The 13,609-nt window shown below is 57.9% G+C and carries 15 protein-coding genes and 1 tRNA gene; 4 read left to right on the top strand and 12 right to left on the bottom strand.

The window, feature by feature from the left end; genetic code table 11:
• Positions 1-66: 66 nt before the first annotated feature.
• Positions 67-936, bottom strand: coding sequence for a hypothetical protein (locus JIO00_RS07180; RefSeq protein WP_200667876.1), 870 nt, complete (start codon positions 934-936; stop codon positions 67-69).
• 219 nt (positions 937-1,155) lie between these two features.
• On the opposite strand from JIO00_RS07180, the gene JIO00_RS07175 reads away from it, so the two are divergent.
• Positions 1,156-1,347 (top strand): DUF1508 domain-containing protein, encoded by a 192-nt coding sequence (locus JIO00_RS07175; protein WP_200667875.1) that lies wholly within the window; start codon positions 1,156-1,158, stop codon positions 1,345-1,347.
• 84 nt (positions 1,348-1,431) lie between these two features.
• Here the strand turns inward: JIO00_RS07175 and JIO00_RS07170 are convergent.
• From JIO00_RS07170 to dapA, 5 genes are all read right to left on the bottom strand, one after another.
• A tRNA-Ser gene (locus JIO00_RS07170) sits at positions 1,432-1,521 on the bottom strand.
• Between the two features lie 83 nt (positions 1,522-1,604).
• The gene (purC, locus tag JIO00_RS07165) at positions 1,605-2,318 is read right to left on the bottom strand and encodes a phosphoribosylaminoimidazolesuccinocarboxamide synthase (protein ID WP_008034929.1); all 714 of its coding nucleotides are present in this window, start codon (positions 2,316-2,318) and stop codon (positions 1,605-1,607) included.
• 28 nt (positions 2,319-2,346) lie between these two features.
• Positions 2,347-3,105, bottom strand: a complete 759-nt coding sequence (locus JIO00_RS07160) for an MBL fold metallo-hydrolase (protein WP_008153089.1) — start codon at positions 3,103-3,105, stop codon at positions 2,347-2,349.
• Between the two features lie 4 nt (positions 3,106-3,109).
• Positions 3,110-4,225, bottom strand: a complete 1,116-nt coding sequence (gene bamC, locus JIO00_RS07155) for an outer membrane protein assembly factor BamC (RefSeq protein WP_077749619.1) — start codon at positions 4,223-4,225, stop codon at positions 3,110-3,112.
• Between the two features lie 17 nt (positions 4,226-4,242).
• Positions 4,243-5,121, bottom strand: coding sequence for a 4-hydroxy-tetrahydrodipicolinate synthase (dapA, locus tag JIO00_RS07150; protein ID WP_010462253.1), 879 nt, complete (start codon positions 5,119-5,121; stop codon positions 4,243-4,245).
• A 328-nt stretch (positions 5,122-5,449) separates the two neighbouring features.
• Here dapA and JIO00_RS07145 point away from each other — a divergent pair, with 328 nt between their 5' ends.
• Positions 5,450-6,010: a glycine cleavage system protein R gene (locus JIO00_RS07145; protein WP_010462255.1), complete on the top strand. Its 561-nt coding sequence runs from the start codon at positions 5,450-5,452 to the stop codon at positions 6,008-6,010.
• A gap of 10 nt (positions 6,011-6,020) precedes the next feature.
• Positions 6,021-6,494, top strand: coding sequence for a peroxiredoxin (locus JIO00_RS07140; RefSeq protein WP_010462257.1), 474 nt, complete (start codon positions 6,021-6,023; stop codon positions 6,492-6,494).
• A 143-nt stretch (positions 6,495-6,637) separates the two neighbouring features.
• On the opposite strand, the gene JIO00_RS07135 is transcribed toward JIO00_RS07140, so the two are convergent.
• Both JIO00_RS07135 and JIO00_RS07130 read right to left on the bottom strand, forming a co-directional pair.
• Positions 6,638-7,708, bottom strand: coding sequence for an AI-2E family transporter (locus JIO00_RS07135; RefSeq protein ID WP_010462259.1), 1,071 nt, complete (start codon positions 7,706-7,708; stop codon positions 6,638-6,640).
• Between the two features lie 31 nt (positions 7,709-7,739).
• A complete protein-coding gene (locus JIO00_RS07130; RefSeq protein WP_007898654.1) occupies positions 7,740-7,979 on the bottom strand; it encodes a sulfurtransferase TusA family protein in 240 nt (79 codons plus the stop codon).
• Between the two features lie 98 nt (positions 7,980-8,077).
• Between JIO00_RS07130 and JIO00_RS07125 the strand changes: the two genes are divergently transcribed.
• Entirely contained in the window at positions 8,078-9,511 is a 1,434-nt protein-coding gene (locus tag JIO00_RS07125; RefSeq protein ID WP_200667874.1) for a M48 family metalloprotease, read from the top strand.
• A gap of 78 nt (positions 9,512-9,589) precedes the next feature.
• Here the strand turns inward: JIO00_RS07125 and JIO00_RS07120 are convergent, their stop codons facing one another.
• From JIO00_RS07120 to rpoE, 4 genes are all read right to left on the bottom strand, one after another.
• On the bottom strand, positions 9,590-11,008 hold the full coding sequence (locus JIO00_RS07120; protein ID WP_370654422.1) for a DegQ family serine endoprotease: 1,419 nt from the start codon (positions 11,006-11,008) through the stop codon (positions 9,590-9,592).
• Between the two features lie 188 nt (positions 11,009-11,196).
• Positions 11,197-12,153 (bottom strand): MucB/RseB C-terminal domain-containing protein, encoded by a 957-nt coding sequence (locus tag JIO00_RS07115; protein ID WP_077749616.1) that lies wholly within the window; start codon positions 12,151-12,153, stop codon positions 11,197-11,199.
• Between the two features lie 8 nt (positions 12,154-12,161).
• Positions 12,162-12,749, bottom strand: a complete 588-nt coding sequence (locus tag JIO00_RS07110; RefSeq protein ID WP_077749615.1) for a sigma-E factor negative regulatory protein — start codon at positions 12,747-12,749, stop codon at positions 12,162-12,164.
• A gap of 30 nt (positions 12,750-12,779) precedes the next feature.
• Complete coding sequence (gene rpoE / locus JIO00_RS07105) at positions 12,780-13,361, bottom strand: RNA polymerase sigma factor RpoE (protein ID WP_007944079.1); 582 nt, start codon at positions 13,359-13,361, stop codon at positions 12,780-12,782.
• Positions 13,362-13,609 lie beyond the last annotated feature (248 nt).

Below are 13,609 nucleotides of genomic sequence, written 5' to 3'. Positions count from 1 at the left end.
GATTCGGAGTAGTTCGGATGCAAGGTCTCTCCGGGCGGCGGTGGTTTTCGCCATAAAGTCACCTTCTTATCGCTTTTCGGCTTCACGCTGCATTTGGATCGTTTCGAAAATCAGAAGGCCATACTCAATGAGGTTCCTGAAGAACCCAAGCATCGGGTCATGGAACGTACCTAACGGCTTATCCGATTTAGGCTCTGCTGGGTATTCCAGCAAGTCCACAATCTGGCTGTGGGCGTGTGGTATGAAGAATGAGTTCACGAACCCCATCACGCTTTTTATGTCCATGCCCGGCAACTCTCGCTGTACCTTGCCTGCGAGAGTACCGGCGTCGCTGTAGTAACCTCCATCGTGCACGATGAAGTGCCTCAACTTCTCGATCAGCACAAGTATCACCCGGTAATTCGCCCCTGTTGGGTTCTCGGATTCATAACGCTCGAAATGCTTCGATGCCCGCCGGAATGCCTGAAGCTGTGCATACGGTTTCCGGTCCTTGGGTGTAGGAAGTTGGTGGTAGTGCTTGATGTCATTGGAACCCTCGTGACTCCAATTGACTGGACGCACCCATATGCTAATCCCAGCAAGGCCACAGTATGCGTATGCCCTTTCAAGGAAGTCTTCAAAGGCTTCGTATGCTTCCACAAGCAGCCACTGATAAGTTTTCAATTTCTGAAGCACGTTTAACTCAAGCCGATCCTCCAGAGATAATGGCGGGGAATCATGCGAGAGATCTTCGCCGGTGGATGGCGACCTGAAATGAAAGTAGTGCTTGATCCCGTATTGAGATTCAAGCGCCCAGTCTGGAAGCTGGTCGTGAAACTTCTGGATCGACTGGTGTTGCTCGGTGTATATCTTGTTGACTTGAGCCTTGTGCTGATGCAGCTGCGCCACCTTCGAAACAAACCTGTCGAATTCTTCCCTCAAGTAGTCTTTGATCATCGCTTCATATCCACCCTTACCGTTAGTAGGAGCTTACGCTGGCCGAGATTCGGGTGCCACGGCAGGGTGATAGGGATGCTGCTGGCGAGTGACCCGCTGTGACGAGCATCCACATTGAAAGCTGAACGCGTCCATGTAGGAATGGTGGTAGCACCTTGCCATCCCCCCGACCCCAGCTAACCTTACGGACTTAAATAATGGGCGAAGGGAAACACCAACATGGCAGACGTTACATATCCATGCTATTGGGAGAAGAAAGACAATTCGGGGCAGTGGTACTGGATTTACTACGCCAGTAACGCCAAGGCTATCGCCCGAAGCAGCGAGAGTTACGTGGCTCGCAGCGACTGCACTCACTCAATCCAGATCATGCAGGGCTCGACTGCCTCGCCGATTTTCTACACTGAGTAACGAGCAGGCAGTAGTACAACAGAGTAGTACAATCGAAAAACAAAAAAGCCCCGTAGACCTTGATCTACGGGGCTTTCATTTGTATGGCGGAGAGATAGGGATTCGAACCCTAGGTACCGGTGAAGGTACAACGGATTTCGAATCCGTCCCATTCGGCCACTCTGGCATCTCTCCAACGGCGCGCATCATAACAACACTTTCGCCGGAAGCGAACCCCCTAAGCGAAATTTTTCCGTGCTATCAGATGCTTGCGTCGATTAAAGCGGTACGCCCAGACGATTGGCGACTTCTTCGTAGGCTTCGATAACGTCACCGAGGCCCTGGCGGAAGCGGTCTTTGTCCATTTTCTTGCCGGTGGCCTTGTCCCACAGGCGGCAGCCGTCCGGGCTGAATTCGTCGCCCAGGACGATAGAACCGTCGGAGAACACGCCGAATTCGAGTTTGAAGTCGACCAGCAGCAGGCCGGCGTCGTCGAACAGTTTGCTCAGGACTTCGTTGACCTTGAGCGACAGTTCTTTCATGCGAACCAGTTGCTCGGCGGTGCCCCAACCGAAGGCCACGACGTGGGATTCGTTGATGAACGGGTCGCCCTTGGCGTCGTCCTTCAGGAACAGTTCGAAGGTGTAAGGGTTGAGCTTCATGCCTTCTTCGACGCCCAGGCGCTTGACCAGGCTGCCGGCGGCGTAGTTACGCACGACGCACTCGACCGGGATCATGTCGAGCTTCTTCACCAGGCATTCGTTGTCGCCCAGCAGTTTGTCGAACTGGGTCGGCACGCCGGCGGCTTCGAGTTTCTGCATGATGAAGGCGTTGAACTTGTTGTTCACCATGCCTTTGCGGTCGAGCTGCTCGATACGTTTGCCGTCGAACGCCGAGGTGTCGTTGCGAAACAGCAGGATCAAGCGGTCAGCGTCGTCGGTCTTGAAAACCGATTTGGCTTTGCCGCGGTAGAGTTCTTCACGTTTTTCCATGATGGGCTCCGCTTGCTAAGTAGGTGGGCTAGGCGATGTGTCGCCAGTCGAGCCCTGAATCTTGATCGGCCAGTTGCAGCCAGTCCGGGTCGCACCCGAGGGTGTCGACAAAACATTGCCGGGCCAGCTGCGGCAGGTTGTTCTTGCTGCTCAGATGGGCCAGGACCAGGTGTTGCAGGCCTTGCCAGCCCAACTCAGACACCAGGAATGCCGCCTGGTGGTTGTTCAGATGTCCCAGTTCACCGCCCACCCGCTGCTTCAGAAAGTACGGGTAGTGACCGCGAGCGAGCATGTCACGGCAATGGTTGGACTCGATCATCAGCGCATCGAGGTCCCGATAGCCGTCCAGCACCTTGTTGCAATACGAGCCCAGATCGGTCAGCAGGCCAAAGCGCCGCTCACCGTCGCTGAAAACGTACTGCGTCGGTTCCTGTGCATCGTGGGCCACGGCAATGACGCCGATGCTCAGTGCGCCGATCTGCAGTTGCTCGCCGCCAGCCAGAAGGCCAGCCGGTTCAATCGGTTTGCGCATCCCGCGCAGGGTCCCGCGACTGAGGTAGACAGGCAGATTGTAGCGCCGAGACAGCAAACCCACGCCATGCACGTGGTCGGCATGTTCGTGGGTCACGAGTATCGCGCTCAACTGCGCAGGGTTCACACCCAGGCGCAGCAGGCGTTTTTCGGTTTCCCGCAAGGAGAAACCACAATCCACCAGCACATACGTATCAGCGCTGGCTATCAGCGTGCCGTTCCCTTGGCTACCGCTGCCGAGAACGGCAAAACGCATGTGATCAGCCCAGGTTGTCCTGAATCACGCTCAACACTTTGCGCGCCACTTCTGCCGGCGCCACGGTGTTGATGTTTTTCTCGACGGTGACCTGGACGTTCTCGCCTACCTTGCTCAGGCGAACCTGATAACGCTCGGCACGGGCTTCAACTTCTTCCTTGCTCGGCGCGCTGCCGAACAGGCTGCTGAAGAAGCCAGGCTTCTCGTCTTTTTTCTCGGCTTTTTCGGAGAGATTGATGTAGTACAGGCCCAGGCTGCGGTTGATGTCTTCAACGCGCCATTCGCCCTGTTCCAGCGCACGACCAACGCTCGACCAGGCACGATCCAGGTCATTGCCGACGTTCAGAACCGGGTTGCCGCTGCCGTCTTCGCTCAGGCTGACACGACTCGGCGTATCGAAATCACGCGAAGCCAGCATGGAAACCGAACCGCCCTTTTCCGAGATGCGGCTCATGCTCGCGAGCATGTCGTCGACCAGTGCCGCGTCCAGGCCAGTGTTGACCGAACGGTTGGTGAAGGCCACGTCGGCGGTGCTGCCGGCAGGACGCTCGGCGCTGACCACGTAGATTTCGCTGGTGTTGCGCTGAACGCCCGGCTCGATACGCACTCGAACGCGGGTTTCGCTGTCGGTGCTGACGCCGGCGGAACTCAGGCGCTTGGCCATCGCTGCCGACAGTTCGTCGGAACGCTGCCAGGTGGTGGTGAATTCACCGGTTTGCGGCTTCTGTTCGTCCAGGCGGAAACCGTTGTCCTGGAAGAACTGTATCGCCACTGGCCAGGCTTCGGCGGGTGGATTCTGGGCCAGGATCGAGCGCGAATCACCGCTCTTCTGCAGCGAGTAGGCGCTGGCGTCAGCCGATGCCGTCAGTGGCTGCGGACGCGGCACGATGTATTCGCCTTTGGCGGTGTCATCAGCCACGTTGCGCGGGATCGGCAGCAGCGGATCCAGACGCTTGGCGGTGCTGACATCCGTTGGCAGTTGCATAGGTGCAGTCTGTTGCGCTTCCAGGTAATCGCTACCACGGTCACGGAAATAACCTTCCGGGCCCCAGACCCATCCACAGCCACTGGTGCTGGAGATAATCAAGGCAAGTGCGGAAAGTCCGGCCAATCGCTTCATGCGTAGTGCTTCCTCAATTAAACCAGTACGCCGGACTGGCGCATGGCCTGCCGCAGCGGTTCGTGACAGGCAGCGCTGAGCCAGGTGAGCGGCAGACGGATACCGTCCGGCATCAGGCCCATTTCATGCAGCGCCCATTTCACGGGGATAGGGTTGGATTCGATAAACAGGGTTTTATTGAGCGGCATCAGCTTTTCGTGAATCGCGCGGGCCGTGACGGCGTCGCCTTTCAGGGCAGCGTTGCACAGGTCGCTCATGTCGCGCGGGGCGACGTTGGCGGTGACCGAGATGTTGCCTTTGCCGCCGAGCAGGATCAGCTCGACTGCGGTGGCGTCGTCACCGGACAGCACCAGGAAGTCTTTGCTGACGCCGTCGATGATGGCTTTGGCGCGGGCCAGGTCGCCGGTGGCTTCCTTGATGCCGATAATGTTTTTCACGGTCGACAGGCGGATCACGGTTTCGGTCAGCATGTCGCAGGCGGTACGGCCCGGCACGTTGTACAGGATCTGCGGGATGTCGACGGCTTCGGCGATGGCCTTAAAGTGCTGGTACAAGCCTTCCTGGGTCGGCTTGTTGTAGTACGGCGTAACCAGCAGGCAAGCATCGGCGCCGGCGGTCTTCGCATTGGTGGTCAGCTCGATGGCTTCGCGCGTCGAGTTGGCGCCGGTACCGGCGATCACCGGAATGCGCCCTGCCACCTGCTTCACCACGTAACGAATCACTTCGATGTGCTCGTTCACGTCAAGGGTGGCCGATTCACCTGTAGTGCCGACGGCCACGATCGCGTGGGTGCCGTTCTGCAGGTGAAAGTCCACCAGTTTGCTCAGGCTGTCCCAGTCGAGACGACCTTGTGCATCCATGGGTGTGACCAGTGCCACCATACTGCCCGCAATCATGCAACCGCTCCTGCCGGAAAAAGAGAGCGGTAATGGTACTGGCGCCAAGATGCTTGTACAAGCAAAGTACTGCGCTGCTGCCATTCCCCTTGGCGCTGCTTTTCGCTACCCTTCAGGCTTTGATCGGTACTGATAAGCTCGCACGTCGGGTTTGAGCCTCCATTTTCGGCATCACAAGCCCCGATCCAGCGTTGCCACCCCTCGCTCCTGCCTTGATGGAGCACGTTGCAACCTTCGGCCCGGGTTTTTTGAATTCGCATCCGCAGGCTCGCCCCCGGTAGTAAAAGCCCGTAAAAGTATCGACCGCTCATCGCTTTAGGAATGCTGCATGTCCACCCCCACAGTTCGCGAACAATTCCTTGTCATCAGTGCCCTCGGCGCCAACCCCATGGAGCTGACTAACGTCCTGTGCCGCGCCAGCCATGAAAACCGCTGCGCCGTGGTCACTTCTCGCCTGACCCGTCATGGCGAGTGCAGCGCGTTGATCCTCGAAATCTCCGGCAGCTGGGACGCCCTGGCGCGCCTTGAAGGCAGCCTGCCGGGCCTTGCCAAGAAGCATGCATTCACCGTTAACGTGGTGCGCAGCGCGGCGCTGGAGAATCGTCCTCAGGCTTTGCCTTACGTCGCTTATGTCAGCTCGGCCTATCGCTCGGACATCATCAACGAGCTGTGCCAGTTCTTCATGGACCACAACGTCGAGCTGGAAAACCTGACCTGCGACACGTATCAGGCGCCGCAAACCGGCGGCACCATGCTCAACGCCACGTTTACCGTGACCTTGCCGGCCGGCGTGCAGATCAGCTGGTTGCGTGATCAGTTCCTGGATTTCGCCGACGCGCTGAACCTGGATGCACTGATCGAACCGTGGCGCCCACAAAACCCAATGTAAGGAAGCTTTCATGGCCGTTGCCATCGACCAACCGGTTGCCGACTTCGAAGCACCCGCCACCAATGGACAGACCGTCAGCCTCGCGGGCCTTAAAGGCAAGCAAGTGGTGATCTACTTCTATCCGAAGGACAGCACGCCGGGCTGCACCACTCAGGGCCAGGGCTTTCGCGATCAGCTTGACGCCTTTAAAGCAGCAAACACCGAAGTCTTCGGTGTTTCGCGTGACAGCCTGAAATCCCACGAGAACTTCAAGGCCAAGCAAGCGTTCACCTTCGAGCTGATCAGCGACAAGGAAGAAGCGCTCTGCCAGCTGTTTGATGTGATCAAGCTGAAGAAGCTGTATGGCAAGGAATACATGGGCGTCGATCGCAGCACATTCCTGATTGATAAGGACGGAGTGCTGCGTCAGGAATGGCGCGGTGTGAAGGTGCCAGGGCATGTGGATGCGGTGTTGGCGGCTGCACAGGCGTTGAACAAGGCCTGAGTTTTATCGTCGTCTGTTCGGACGCTATCGCGAGCAGGCTCGCTCCCACGGTTGACCGAGTTGGCCAGCCTGACGCGATCCGATGTGGGGCCGGGCCTGCTCGGGAGCCGCCACCTGCCCCACGGCCTCATCCCGGCTGACTGCTAAAGCAACGGCGCCACCACCGGCTCCTTGCGCGGCCAGGCATCCAGCACAGCCTTGAACAGCGTCGCCAGCGGAATCGCAAAGAACACCCCCCAGAATCCCCACAACCCGCCAAACAACAGCACCGCACAGATAATCGCCACCGGATGCAAATTCACCGCCTCCGAAAACAGCAGCGGCACCAGCACATTCCCGTCCAGCGTCTGGATAATCCCGTAGACCGCCATCAGGTAAATGAACTGATCGCTCCAGCCCCACTGGAACAGCGCGATCAACATGACCGGCACCGTCACCACCACTGCGCCAACGTAAGGCACCACCACCGACACCCCCACCAGCAATGCCAGCAACGCCGCGTAGTTAAGCCCCAGTACGACGAACCCGATGTAGGTCACACCGCCGCAGATGAAAATCTCGATGACTTTACCGCGGATGTAATTGGCGATCTGCCGGTTCATCTCATGGGCAACCCGGGTAATCAGCGCCCGCTCACGCGGCAGGTAGCCGCGCACCCACTGACCGATCATCTCGCGGTCCTTGAGAAAGAAGAACACCAGGATCGGCACCAGCACCAGGTAGATCATGATGTTCACCAGCAGAGGCAGACTCGACAGCGAGAACGTCAGTGCCCACTGACCGAACTTGCCGATCTCGCCCCGCGCCACTTCGATGGCCTGCAACACCTGCTCGTCCGACACCAGGTGCGGATAGCGCTCTGGCAGAAGCAACAGCAGCGATTGCCACTTGGCCAGCATCCCGGGCAGTTCGTTGAACAGCGTGATCAACTGATGCCAGAGCAACGGCACCACGACAATAATGAACACCAGCAAAACGCCCATGAACAAGGCGAAGACCAACCCCACCGCGACCCCACCGGGCATGCGCAGGCGTTCGAGGGTAACGACCAGGCCCTGCATCAGATACGCCAGCACCATCCCGGCCAACACCGGCGCGAGCATGCCGCCCAACGTCAGTACGGCGGTAAAGGCCAGAAACAGCAGCACCGCCAGCACCACGGCTTCTTCATCGGAAAAGTAGCGCTGAATCCAGTCGCGTAACACCTTGAACATCAATATTCCTTAGAAATGAACGCAGCAGGTTTCAGGCTTTTTTCAACCAGTAGCGGTAAACACCCGCCTCATCTTCTTCGCGAAGCAGCGTATGACCGGCCAATCGGGCAAAGGTGCGAAAGTCGCGCTGGGAACCCGCATCGGTGGCGATGACCTTGAGCACCGCGCCACTGGCCAGTCGATTCAGCTCCAGCTTGGCCTTGAGCAATGGCAGCGGGCAATTCAGGCCACTGGCATCCAGTTCGGCGTCATGGGTTACAGCATCGGTCATTGCATCGCTCCGGGTCAGGTGGTGGAGTTGCCTAGAATATCTGGTCCCGGGCCAAGTGTCCGGCTACAGTAAGGTCTTTGTCGACTAAGGCTTTGTGCATGACTTTTTTGCGCCCTACCCTGCTGACGCTCGCTTGCCTGCTCGCCTCACCGGGCTTCGCCGACGACTTGCCGTCACTCGGCGACGCCAGTTCTGCCATTGTCTCGCCGCAACAGGAATATCAACTGGGCCGTGCGTGGCTCGCGCTGTTGCGCAGCCAGGTCTCGCAGCTCAACGATCCGCAGCTCAAGGATTACGTCGAATCCAGCGTTTACCGCCTGGTGGAAACCAGCCAGGTCAATGACCGGCGCCTGGAGTTCATCCTGATCAACAGCCCGCAGCTCAACGCCTTTGCGGCGCCGGGCGGTATTGTCGGGGTCAACGGCGGTCTGTTCCTCAATGCGCAGACCGAGGGCGAATACGCTTCGGTACTGGCGCACGAATTGGCTCACTTGTCGCAACGCCACTTTGCCCGAGGCGTGGAAGCCCAGCAGCGCATGCAAGTGCCGATGATGGCGGCTCTGTTGGCCGGGATCGTCATTGCTGCTGCCGGTGCCGGTGACGCCGGGATCGCGGCGATTGCGGGCACTCAGGCGGCGGCGATTCAGGAACAACGACGTTTCTCGCGCCAGAACGAACAGGAAGCCGACCGTATCGGCATCCTCAATCTGGAAAAGGCCGGTTATGACCCGCGGTCGATGCCGACCATGTTCGAGCGGTTGATGCGTCAATACCGCTTTGACGCCAAGCCACCAGAATTCCTGTTGACTCACCCGGTGACCGAATCGCGGATCGCCGACACCCGCAACCGCGCCGAACAGGCCAAAGCGGGCGGCGTCGAAGACACCATGCGCTATCAGCTGATTCGTGCACGCGTTCAGCTGGTCTACGAAGAAACCCCAGGCTTGGGCGCCAAGCGCTTTCGCGCGCAGCTCGACGAGAACCCGAAAAATGACGTCGCTCGTTATGGCCTGGCAATCGCCCAGATCAAGGGCGGCCAGTTGAATGAAGCTCGTGAGAACCTCAAGCTGCTGCTGGCCAAATCACCGAACGAGATCATCTACAACCTGGCGCAGGTCGACCTGGATATCACCAACAATCGCCTGCCCGATGCTCAAACACGGGTTGACCGGATGCTCACCCAGTACCCTGGCAACTATCCATTGAACCAGGTGCGTGTCGATCTGTTGCTGAAACAAAACCGCGCCGCCGATGCGGAAAAGGCGCTCGAAGGCCTGCTGAAGTCGCGCCCGGACGATCCGGACGTGTGGTATCAGGTGGCCGAGACTCGCGGCCTGTCAGGCAACATCATCGGTCTGCATCAGGCTCGCGCGGAGTACTTCGCCCTGGTTGGCGACTATCGCCTGGCCATTCAGCAACTGGACTTCGCCAAGCGCAAGGCCGGCACCAACTTCCCGTTGTCGTCGCGTATCGACGCCCGGCAACGCGAGTTGATGGAGCAGGAACGGATGGTCAAGGACATGATGGGCTGACCTGCTTGCGGAACATAAAACGCAGACACAAAAAAACCGCCTCTTTCGAGGCGGTTTTTCATTCAGCCGACAACCGGTTTATTCAGCCAGTTTGAAGGTGATGAAGCTGGCACGACCTTGACGCAGAACTCGCATGGACACCGATCGATTCTTCGGCAGTGCCTTGGCGATTTCAGCGAACTCCTTGCTATCGTTGATTGCCTGGTTGTTCAGGTGAGTGATCACATCATTTGGCTGCAAGCCGATGAGCGATGCAGGACCGTCCTGAACTTCCTTGATCACCACACCACCTTTGAGGTCGTAGGCTTTCTTCTGCTCAGCAGTCAGATCGGCGACGGCGACGCCCAGACGATTGCTGTTGGTTTCAACACCGGACTTGAGTTTCGAGTCCAGCTCTTTACCTTCGTCAGGGATCGCGCCGACCGTCAGTTCGACATTCTTGCGCTTGCCGTCGCGGATCACTTCAAGGTTGGCCTTCGCGCCTTCCTTGAGTGCACCCACCAGGTGCGGCAGATCGGCAGACATGACGATTGGCTGACCGTTCATGCTCAGGATCACGTCGCCGACTTGCAGATCACCCTTGGCAGCCGGGCCATCTTCCTGGATCTGAGCCACCAGCGCACCGGCCGGCTTCTCAAGACCGAACGACTCGGCCAGATCCTTGCTCACTTCCTGGATCACCACACCCAACCAGCCACGGCTGACTTTACCGCCACTTTTCAGCTGGTTGGATACGTCCAGGGCCACGTCGATAGGGATCGCGAACGATACGCCCATGAAGCCACCGGAGCGGGTGTAGATCTGCGAGTTGATCCCGACCACTTCACCGGCCAGGTTGAACAGCGGACCACCCGAGTTACCCGGGTTGATGGGCACGTCGGTCTGGATGAACGGCACATAATTTTCGTTCGGCAGGCTACGACCGACAGCGCTGACGATGCCTTGGGTCACGGTATGGTCGAAGCCGAACGGCGAGCCGATCGCTACGACCCATTGGCCGGCCTTCAGGTCCTGGGATTTACCCAGTTTCAGGACTGGCAGGTCCTTGCCTTCGATTTTCAGCAGCGCCACATCGGAACGTGGGTCGGTGCCTATCAGCTTGGCTTTCAACTCACTGCGGTCGGAGAGACGAACGAGAATTTCGTCGGCATCGGCGATCACGTGGTTGTTGGTCAGGATGTAGCCGTCCGGCGAGATGATAAAGCCCGAGCCCAGGGACTGCGCTTCACGCTGGCGATCACCGCGAGGCGAGCGCGGTTGCGGCATGCCCCGTTCGAAAAACTCGCGCAGCGCGGGTGGCAGGCCTTCAAGGTCGGGCATCTGGTCAGACACTCTGCGGTCCGGCAGCTTTTGCGTGGTACTGATGTTCACCACCGCGGGCGAGGCCTGCTCGACCAACTGGGTAAAGTCAGGCAATTCAACTGCTTGAGCAGTGACCGCCTGACCGAGCACCAGCACGGTGGCGAAAATGGACAGATAAGACTTCAAGCGTGGTATCGACATACGGCTCCCGTTACGACGAGCATGGTTAAGCGATATGGAGCAAGGAACACCGGGAAAGATACGCCGGTATTTTTGTTCCGGGAACAACAAAACAAGGCCAGAGCCGTGAGGCTCTGACCTATAGAAAAATTCAGGTTTTTTTGCAAATTGAAATGCTCACCAAACATTTCGATATCAGCTCACTACTTGGTTGCAGTGGCATCGGAGCGCATGGACAGCGCAATCCGTTCAGCAGTACCTATCGGAATCTCACCGACCACGGTCACCATCATCTCGCCTTGAGGGGTCGTCAAGCGCCGAGAAACAGCAACGGTTGGGCCTAACTGGGTGCGGGTGTCGGTAACGGTGGCACCATTCAACGGCTCAAGGAATACCGAAAACCGCGCCAGACCATCGTCGTACATCAGACTGGTGACCTGGGTTTTGGTCTCCGTATCTTTATGGGTGCTGCTGCTGGTCAGCTCGAAACCGGGCGGGAGCCAGTCCGAATGCCAGACTTGGGCGGCCTTGACGGCGGAAGCCTTGTCGCTGTCGAGTTTGACCACCTTGCAATCGTCGCCTGCCTGCAAGTCGCGGTCAGACGGCACGTTGTCGGTATTCAGCTGGGTGAACTGGAAACGCTCAAGCAACTGCCCTTTGTCATTCAGTAGCAATGACTTCAACGGCAAGCCGGTTTCCTTATCAAGGTGCAGCTCAAAACCGTAGCGATGCTGGTCACGTGGCTTCAATGAAATAATCACTGCCGCACGCCCAGCCACACGCGACTTGCCAATGACGGCAAGCTCATACCAATTCTTCAACTTTTGTGGATCGAGTGCACGGGCAGCGGAGTTGGGAGAGTCCCCAAGCCCTGCTATCAGGACGCCGCTGACGCATTGAGTATGCCCATCAATGCGAACGACTTCCTGTGCTGAGCCGTCGAGCTGCAGTAAACGCTCACGGACCTTGCCATCCTGGACACGGTGCCAGATGTTATGGGTAGAAAAGCTACCGTTACGCTCGTAAACGAAAGTGCCGTAAAAGCTTTGCTGTTGCTCGGCCTGACCAAGACGGGTCAACCAGTCCTGGGCTTCATCGGCGTGGGCTGGAACAATGAACCAGCCACCGAGCAGAAGCGAAAGTAGAGGTATGGCGCGCATGATCCTCCTTAACGGTTTTCCAGGCTTGCTGCACGAGCGTAAGGCAGAGCGCTCTCAGTACCTTTCAGTGCAGCCTGTTGAGCATGTTGGCGCAAGTAGCCTGGCAGACGCTGATCGTGCCAGCCTGGTTGACCTTGCAATACGCCGTTGGCCATAGGGCCAGTGGCTTCCGAACTCTCATTGTAGCCTGCCAATACAGCTGGACCTTTGACCTGAGGAACGGCCAGACCCGGTTGACTGGATTGCTGGGCAAGTTCGACACCCGCGATCTCGTCCTGGTTGTACAAACGCACACCTGCCAGTACGGCAACGGTCACCGAAGCAGCGACAGCCAGTCGACCCAGGCTGCGCCATGGACCACGGGAGGCTTTTGCCGGTACGGCTTCGTCGGCCAAAGCAGCAGAAACTGCCGCGGCGATGTCCAGACGAGGAAGCAGCAGATCCTTGTGCATAACTGCCCGAGCGATTTGATAACGAGCCCAGGTTTCACGGGTTTCTACATCGTCAAAGGCATTTAATACCCGACGCAATTCCAGTTCGTCCGCTTCGTTATCCATCACTGCGGACAGCGATTCCTGCAGGGCTTCACGACTCATGGCGTTCCTCTCTTGGCTATCGCCGCTGTCTCAGTTTTCCTGCAACAACGGCTGCAGGGCTTTATCGATGGCCTCCCGAGCGCGGAATATCCGGGAGCGCACGGTACCCACCGGACATTGCATGACTGCCGCAATGTCCTCGTAACTCAGACCATCGAATTCACGTAAAGTTAAAGCTGTACGCAAATCTTCTGGCAGTTGCTGAATGGTTCGATGGACGGTGCCTTCGATCTCATCCCGCAGCAATGCACGCTCTGGCGACTCGAGATCCTTGAGGCCATGATCGCCATCGTAGAACTCTGCATCTTCGGAACTGACATCGCTATCCGGCGGCCGGCGGCCGCGTGAAACCAGATAATTCTTCGCCGTGTTGATGGCGATGCGGTAAAGCCACGTATAAAACGCGCTATCTCCGCGAAAGTTTCCAAGTGCGCGGTAGGCCTTGATAAAGGCTTCCTGTGCCACATCCTGGGCTTCATGGGTGTCGTGCACGAAACGCACGATCAACCCGAGAATTTTGTGCTGGTATTTCAGCACTAGCAGATCGAAAGCCCGCTTGTCGCCGCGTTGAACGCGCTCGACGAGCTGCTGATCCTCTTCCTGGGTTAGCATGAACACTCCTCGATAAGCTCGGAGGAGGCTTGCATAACTAAACGACCAGACTTGCAAACATAGACTCGGGCTTTTCGCAAAAGTTCTCCCCCTCCAAGCAAGTTTCCTGCGGGCTCTGTTTTGGCACGCACGAAAAGCGCAGCTCGGCATGACCCGGCTGCGCGAATAATCTTGTCATCGGATTCACTGGCCAGGACCAAAACGCAAGTCCCCCTCCTGAAACCGACACTGTCCTTCTTTTCAGGCAC

This window comes from Pseudomonas sp. SW-3, from assembly GCF_016615645.1.
GTDB classification, from domain to species: Bacteria; Pseudomonadota; Gammaproteobacteria; order Pseudomonadales; family Pseudomonadaceae; genus Aquipseudomonas; species Aquipseudomonas mandelii.
The sequence above is the reverse complement of the archived record's forward strand: the minus strand, read 5'-3'. Positions and strand labels throughout refer to the sequence as shown.